Origin of the sequence: Streptomyces sp. ActVer, from assembly GCF_027270795.1 — a bacterium.
Classification (GTDB): domain Bacteria; phylum Actinomycetota; class Actinomycetes; order Streptomycetales; family Streptomycetaceae; genus Streptomyces; species Streptomyces umbrinus_A.
The window spans coordinates 23,215-30,541 of the sequence record NZ_JAPWHT010000077.1 but is presented as its reverse complement, the minus strand read 5'-3'; the positions used below and the strand labels follow the sequence as shown (position 1 = coordinate 30,541).

Annotated in this window: 7 protein-coding genes; 4 read left to right on the top strand and 3 right to left on the bottom strand. The window is 70.5% G+C overall.

The window, feature by feature from the left end:
* Positions 1-251: 251 nt before the first annotated feature.
* From O3Q52_RS15490 to O3Q52_RS15480, 3 genes are all read right to left on the bottom strand, one after another.
* Positions 252-533: a DUF6087 family protein gene (locus O3Q52_RS15490; RefSeq protein WP_119581077.1), complete on the bottom strand. Its 282-nt coding sequence runs from the start codon at positions 531-533 to the stop codon at positions 252-254.
* An 18-nt stretch (positions 534-551) separates the two neighbouring features.
* On the bottom strand, positions 552-1,127 hold the full coding sequence (locus tag O3Q52_RS15485) for a peptide deformylase (protein WP_269649357.1): 576 nt from the start codon (positions 1,125-1,127) through the stop codon (positions 552-554).
* A 97-nt stretch (positions 1,128-1,224) separates the two neighbouring features.
* Positions 1,225-1,791 carry a phosphotransferase gene (locus O3Q52_RS15480; protein ID WP_332112914.1) on the bottom strand — a complete coding sequence of 189 codons (567 nt, stop codon included), beginning with the start codon at positions 1,789-1,791 and terminating at the stop codon, positions 1,225-1,227.
* A gap of 655 nt (positions 1,792-2,446) precedes the next feature.
* On the opposite strand from O3Q52_RS15480, the gene O3Q52_RS15475 reads away from it, so the two are divergent.
* The 4 genes from O3Q52_RS15475 to O3Q52_RS15460 are packed head-to-tail and all read left to right on the top strand — an operon-like array spanning position 2,447 to position 7,305.
* The gene (locus O3Q52_RS15475; protein ID WP_119581074.1) at positions 2,447-3,559 is read left to right on the top strand and encodes a radical SAM protein; all 1,113 of its coding nucleotides are present in this window, start codon (positions 2,447-2,449) and stop codon (positions 3,557-3,559) included.
* Positions 3,552-4,859 (top strand): cytochrome P450, encoded by a 1,308-nt coding sequence (locus tag O3Q52_RS15470; RefSeq protein ID WP_119581073.1) that lies wholly within the window; start codon positions 3,552-3,554, stop codon positions 4,857-4,859. Before O3Q52_RS15475 ends, O3Q52_RS15470 begins: the two co-directional genes overlap by 8 nt.
* Positions 4,856-6,139 (top strand): hypothetical protein, encoded by a 1,284-nt coding sequence (locus O3Q52_RS15465; protein ID WP_269649356.1) that lies wholly within the window; start codon positions 4,856-4,858, stop codon positions 6,137-6,139. The genes O3Q52_RS15470 and O3Q52_RS15465 overlap by 4 nt, the downstream gene beginning before the upstream one ends.
* 41 nt (positions 6,140-6,180) lie before the next feature.
* Entirely contained in the window at positions 6,181-7,305 is a 1,125-nt protein-coding gene (locus O3Q52_RS15460; protein ID WP_269649355.1) for a glycosyltransferase family 9 protein, read from the top strand.
* The last annotated feature ends 22 nt before the right edge of the window (positions 7,306-7,327 follow it).

The window sequence follows — 7,327 nt, the reverse complement described above, 5'->3', positions numbered from 1 at the left end:
ACCAACGCCTCCGCTCACGCTGTGCGACCACCCGCCGGAGCCGACGAGAGGCACACCCCCACTAAATTCGAAGACCCGCTTTGCGAGTAGTTCCACGTTCTCCTCGAGCGCCACATCGAGCCGAATGCGCAGTTCGGCCGGGTTGTTGCAGCCGGGCCAATCCTCAACGTTTCCATGGTCCGGATTTGTGTCTGAAGCGAGGCGATTGTCGCCGAGATCCCAGCTCTGCCTGGGCCGATCGAGCCGGTGACCTACCCGCCCGGCGCCGGTCCGCCGGCCGCCCAGGCTTGAGCGGCCGCGAGGTTCGGCGCGGTGCCTTCGGGCACGTATGCGAAGCCGTCCCAGGGCTCCAGGACCCGCGGTTCCTCCGGCCGCACGTGGGTGGCCCCGCCGCCGACGGGCCGGTGTCGGCGGTAGACGTCCATCGGTGCACACCTGCGCCGGTGGTAGGGAGCGAGTGGGTCGTCGGGGTCGATGCTAGGGGCCGCGCGGGACGGCTGGTCCGGCGGTCCGGGACGGGCGTGCCTGCCCACGGTGATGCCCTGCCTCTTCTACTCATATGACCAGGCCCGGCCGGTGGCTTCGGCCGTCTTGCGGTACTCCTCGACGGGGATCGGGGTCATTCCGGGCCGTATCCGAGTCAGCAGCAGAAGACCGTCAAGGTGATCGATCTCGTGCGCGATGAGCCGGGCTTCGCCCCGTTCGTAGACCGTGGTCGTGGTGCTGCCGTCCAGCGTCACCGCCTCGACGGTGATCCGCAGGGGCCTGGGAACCAGGGCCCGTACGTCGAAGAACGACAGGCAGCCTTCGAACTTCTCGTCCATCTCGTCGGATGCGGAAGTGATACGAGGGTTGAGGAGCATGATCGGATCGGCGCCGGGCGGCGTGACGACGGCTGCGGCCCGGTCGATGCCGATTTGCGGGGCGGCCAGGCCCAGGCCCTTGCCGGAGAAGTCGTGTGCGCGGCGGATGCGTTCCATGGCGTCGAGGAGTTGACCGACGACGGCGTCGGCCTGCTTCCGCTCGTCCGGGAGTCCAAAGGAGCGGCCGGGCTCGGCCAGGATGGGGGCGCCGTACTGGACGATGCCGAGGTCGCGCATCTGTTGGCTGGGTCGCACTCGGATCATCCCCCTTCGTGGACGGTCATCGGGATTCTGCCCCGCGGTGTGCTACGAGGCGGCTCGTTTCGGCCTCGACGGCCGGTGACGGGCCCGCGGTTTCACATCATGTGATGGTGCCGGTGGTGAGGGCCAGGGCGTGTGCCTGGACTTCGGGGTTGGTGGCCAGAGCTGCATCGGCGAGGAGGTGGAGACGCCAGTACAGCTCCAGGCGTCGCTGGTCGGCTGGAGCGGGCCCATGGGTGAGCACGGGCTGAGGTGAGAGCAGGCGTAGACGTACGGCGAGGCGGGCAAGGTCGGACGTCGGGTCGCCGAAAGCGGCGAGTTCCCAGTCCAGCAGTACACGTGGGCCCTCTGGGACGCGGACGAGGTGTCCGAGCTGAAGGTCGTGGTGGAGCAGCCGGTGCTCGATGTCGAGATTCACTCGGTCGAGGTCTTGGCGGAGGGCTGCTGCGACGGTAACGAGATCGGGTGCCGTGGCTGTGTACAGGTTCAGGCGGTCGTGGAGGTAGTCGCGCCAGGTGTGGTGGCGGGTGGCTCCGGCGAGGCGCCCGAAGTGCGTTCCGGGGATGGCATGGACTGCGGCGAGGGGACCGGCGAGTTCATCCAGGAACCGGTCGGCGGGGACGGGCTCGGCCTGGACGACGCTCTGGGCGGTCCAGGCCGGCTGCATTTCGATGTCAGCGTGCAGCAGGCGGGGGCTCGGGACCCGGTGGTGCGTGAGGAGGGCGAGAGCGGCGGCCTCGTTGGCGGCACGGGCAGGGTCGCTGTAGTGCTTGAGGATGTACGGCTCGTGCCGCCGATGTGCCAGACGCGGACGCTGGCCACGGCAGCGGTCAGCAGCGGTGCGCCGATGAGCCAGGCGGTTTTCGTCACATGGCCCTTGCCGCACAAGCCAGATAGACTCGCCGGAGTCCGGCAACGGGCACCCGGGTCGTCGCGGTCATAGGCGGCAAGTGGATTGATTCGTCGTCCCCTGGGAGGCCCCGTCATGCTGTCCACGCCGCCCACGGCGGACCGTCGGCTACCCAGTGGAATCCGCTCTGCTCACTCGTCGAGTGTGCCGGTGCCTTCTTCACCCTCAAGGCGAGCGTGTGTTCCTCCATCGCTACAACTTCTAGGCCATCGGCGTCCTCCACATTCGGATGCGCGGGCGTTGCGTATCGCAGTGTTGTCGTCTGTCCGATTCACACCCAATGGGCTGGCGGTTCGAGGCCGTCTTCCCAAGCATTGAATCTTCGGCTCTTCTGAGGATTCGTGACGGCTGCGCCGCGCTTCCGGTCCGCGGGCAGACCCGATTGATCGACCGGGGATCAAGGGGGCTCCTCATGCCTGAGCACGCGCTCGACTCGCCGGTGACGGTGAAGGACCTGCGTCGCCGGATCGGTGATCTGTCCTTACAGTTACGCACTTCGGGGACGCAGAAGCCGGCGGAGCCTCGGTTCGTCGACTACGACATGATCCGGTTGCCGCACGGTGACGTTGTCGGCCGTAAGAAGGTCATCGTCATGTCGGGCGGCTGCTCGGTGCCGACCTGCACGATGTGCCCTTTCACCAATCTGAACAACTACGGCATCCACGGCGGGACCTCGCGCGAGAGTCTGCTGGATCAGGTACGTCACACCCTGGAACGGACCGAGGGCGAGCCGTCGTACGAGGTGCTCTCCCTCTACAACGACGGCAGCTTCTTCGCCCCACGGGAGATCCCGCGGAACGTCCAGGTGGAGATCGCCCGGCTGGTCGCGGCGGCCGGGGTGAAGCGGCTGGTGGTGGAGTCGCTGCCGCAGTTCGTCACCGAGCGAGCGCTAACCCCGTTCGTCCAGGCCCTGGGCGAGGTGCGGCTGGAGATCGGGATCGGTTTGCAGTCCGCAGACGCGCTGGTGCGCGAGACGCTGGTGAACACCCGGATCTCCCAGGTCTCCTTCGAACGAGCGCTGATGGTGATGGCCGGCCTGGGAGTGGATCCGAAGATCTACCTGATGGTCAAGCCGCCGTTCCTGACCGACGGCGAGGCCGTGACCGACGTGGTGCAGTCGGTCGACTACCTGACCGGGCTCGGGGTCCAGGGGATGACGCTGTGCCCGACACGGGTGTCGCGGAACACGGTGGCGTGGGAGCTGTGGCAGGCCGGGCAGTACACGCCGCCGAACCTGTGGACCGTGGTGGAGGCGATCCGCCGGGTCCATGAGCGGCTCGCGGTGCGGGTGGCGTGCGTGAACCTGCGGGGGACGGACTTCGAGTCGGTGTTCCCCGACGCCTGCCCGGTCTGCGCGGACCGGGTGGTGGACGCGCTGATGCGGTTCGGAGAAACGGGCGAGGCCGACGACCTGCCCGAGGACTGCGCGTGCAAGCCGCCACTGGAGGTGGCCGGGATCGACCACGCGGCCGTCACCGCCCGCGCGGCCCGGCAGTTGGACGTTCTGGAGCGGTCGGGTGTCTGAGCAGGCCGCCGCGGCGGCCTGCGGGTTACCCCCGCACCACACGGTGCGAAGTTTCGACCTGGACCCGCTGGGGGCCCTGGAGGAAGGGCATCGTCGGCACGGGCCGGTCTTTCGGATGGCGGTCGACGGGCACGAGACGGTGCTGGTGGGCACCTGGGCGGGGCTGGTTGAGCTGTTCGCCGGCGAGCGCGGTTGTCTGGAGGTGCTCAACACCCCGCTGGTGCATGACCTGTTCGGCCGCGCCCTGTTCAACCTCACTGGTGAGGGGCACGCAGAGGCCCGGCGCAGGCTGCGGCCGGCGCTGTCGGGCCGGGCGCTGCCTGGCTACTTGCCAGCCCTGCTGGAGGTGACGGATCCAATAGCAGCCCGGTGGGCGCAGCACGGCGTGGGAGATCTGTACACGGAGGTGCGGGCGCTCACCGGCTCTTTGAGCGCTCGGGTACTGCTCGGCATCGCTCCCGAGACGGCGGACGCGGCCGTGTTCGCCGCCGTGTTCGAGCCGTTCGTCGCCGGGTCCGGCGCTCCGCCAGGACGGGACCGGTTCATGACCGGCCGGTACTGGGCGGGGCGTGCAGCCCGTCGCCGGTTGCACGCCCTGTTCACCCGCCGGGCGGCTGCGGCTGTCGCCGAGCCTGGTACGGACTCGGCGTTGGCAGGTCTGGTGGCCGCGTTCGCGGATGCGTCACAGGCGGTGGGCCCGCTGCCGGATCACCTGTTGGCGCTGCTGATCGCGGCGAGGGAGACGACGGCGAGCCTGATCACCTGGTGCCTGGTCGAGTTGGCCGGCAACCAGCAGCACGCGGTGCTCGCGCAGACGGAGGCGCACGTGGCCGTGGCTACGCCGGAGGTGCTGGCGCGGCGGGATGCCGTGCCCGTTTTGCGGGCGGTTCTCGCCGAGGCTCAGCGTCTGCACTCGCCGAACCTGCTCTCGTTGAGGGAGGCGGTGTGCCCGGTGGACCTGGGCGGCTACCGTATCCCGGCCGGTACCCGGGTGGCGTACTCCACGTCGGCCGGGCACTTCGACCCCGAGGTCTTCCCGCAGCCGCATACGTTCCGACCGCGGCGGTTCCTGGACGGCGACGCCCGCGGGGCGCGGCTGTGGGCGTTCGGCGGCGGCGCGCACGCCTGCCTGGGCCGGCCGCTCGCCGAGTTGATGGCTCTCACCGTCATGGCCTCGGTCCTTCACCAGGGCGTGCCGCGGCTGCCCGGTGGGCCGCCCAGCCGGATCCGCTACCGGCCGGCCAAGGCCCCACTCACGGCGGTGCCGCTCGTCCTCGACCGTCAGGAGATCGCTTCGTGACCCGCACCCCGCCCGACGCGCTTACCGCCTTGCGGCAGGCGGCAGCCCACCACGACGCTGCCCGGCACCGGCTGCATCTGGTGCCGAGCGAGAATGGGCTGTCGCTGGCCGCCCGCGTGCCGCACCTGACGGAGGCCGCCGTGCGGTACGCCTTTCCCGGCCCCGACGGCGGAGGCGAGAACTGGGCGTGGCCGGGACGGCAGGATCTGGTCGATATCGAGCGTGCCGCGGCCGTGCGGATCGGCGCGCAGCTGGGCGCGCGCCACGTGAACCTCAAGCCGGTGTCGGGGGTTTCGGCGCTGACGGTGGCGCTCTCCGCGCTGGCCTGCCCCGGGGCGAGGGCGTTCAATCTGGCGGAGCGCGACGGCGGGCACGGCTCGACCCGCTTCATCGGTACCCGGCTGGGCCTGCAGATGGAAGATCTGCCGGTCGACCCGGCCACGTCCACCCTCGACCTAGACGCCCTCGCCCGTCTGCTGGGTGGCCAGCCGCGGCCGGAACTGGTGTACCTGGACGCGTTCATGTGCCTGTTCCCCGTGGACTTGTCCGGGCTGCGCGAGGTGGTCGGCCCCGACACGTTGATCCACTACGACGCCTCCCACACGCTGGGCTTGATCGCGGGCGGCGCGTGGCAGAACCCGCTCGCGGAGGGCGCGGACAGCCTCGGCGGCTCCACCCACAAGACCTACCCGGGCCCGCACAAGGGACTGCTGGCCACCAACGACGCCCAGCTCGCGGCCCGGCTAGATGAGCACGCCTCGCACTTCGTCTCCCATCACCATCCGGCCGACGTCGTCGCCCTGGCCGTAGCCGCCGCCGAGATGGACGCCTGCGGCGCCGCGTACGCGGCGGCCACCGTCGCCAATGCCCGCCGTATGGGAGCGGGGTTGGCCGAGCGCGGGTTCACGGTGTGCGGGGAGAAGGGCGGGTTCACCGACTGCCATCAGCTGTGGATCGACATCGCCCCGCTGCTGGCCGCCGAGGAAGCCTCCCGTCGGCTGTTCGAGGCGGGGATCGTCGTCAACGCGATCCCGTTGCCGCACATCACCGCCCCGGCGGGCCTGCGCCTGGGCCTGCAGGAGGTGTCCTGGGCCGGGATGGACGCGGCGGGGATCGACGAGCTCACCTACATCTTCACCGCCGTGCTGCGCGACGGCCGCGACCCGGCCGCCGTGGCGGCGCGCACGCGCGCCCTGGTGGAGGCGCACCAGGGCGACGGTGCCGACGAGCAGGTCCTGCGCGTTGCTCTGGCGGCCGTCGGAGCCGGGGGTGCTGTGTGAGTCCGGAGCAACTCCCTGCCCGGTGCGCCTTCCTTGGCCCCGTGCACACCGTGGACACGTTCGAGATCCACTCGGACTGCCGGCACTTCGCCGGCGGGAGACCCTGCCGCCACTGGCGCCCGTGCCACGGCTGCCCGCATCACGACCCCGTCGACCACCGGGTCCTGATCGTGATGCTCGGCCTGCTGGGGGACATGCTGATCGCCTCCCCCCTTCCCGCGCGGATTCGCGCCGAGAAGCCCGGCGCGCACATCACCTGGCTGGTGGACGAGGCGTGCGCGCCGATCCTGCGGATGAACCCGTACGTGGACGAAGTCCTCGTCCACGACTGGGAGGCCGCCGCCCAGCTGCCGTCGCGCCGTTTCGACGCGGTGTACTCCTTCGAGCGGACTCCGTCCGCGGCGGCGCTGGTCGACCGCATCGACGCCGGGCACAAGGCGGGGCTCGCCTTCGGCGGCCCCGACCACGTCCTGTATCCGATGGGCGCGGCGGCGATGCAGTTCTTCCGGCAGAACACCTGGAACGACTACCGCACGATCGGCAACCAGCAGACGTGGACGGAGCTGTACTTCGCCGTCGCCGGCTACACGTATGCCGGCGAGCCGTACGTCCTGGAAGTGCCGGAGGCCGCCCGGCGGCGCGCGGCCGGGCTTCTCGGGGAGCGGACCGGTCCCAGGGTGTGCCTGAATCTGGGTGGGTCGCTGCCGACGAAGCTGTGGCCGGCGCGGCACTGGGCCGAGCTCGGCGACGCCCTCGTCGACCACGGGGCGCAGCTAGCCGTCCTCGGCGGCCCGAGCGACCGCGACGCGTGCGAGGCCCTGGTGCGGCACCTGCGGCTGCGGGGTGCCGACGAGTCCCGGGTGGCGTACGCGCCGCTCAGCCTGGAGGAGGCCGCCGCGCTGCCGGGCCTGGTCGACGCGGTGGTGACCGGGGACTCCTTCGGCTTCCATCTCGCGCTCGCACACAAGAGGCCGGCCGTGCTGCTGCTCGGGCCGAGCAACGGTGCCGAGGTCATCCCCAAGCACGTGACGAACGTGACCGCGCTGCGCTCGATGCTGGCGTGCTCGCCGTGCGCCCACCAGGTTGCCTGCGGCGGGGTCGGCGGCTGCATGGACACCATCGACGTTCCGGCCGTCCTCAAGGCCACCCTCGACCACCTGACCTGACCACTGTCTGAACCCGCCCCGC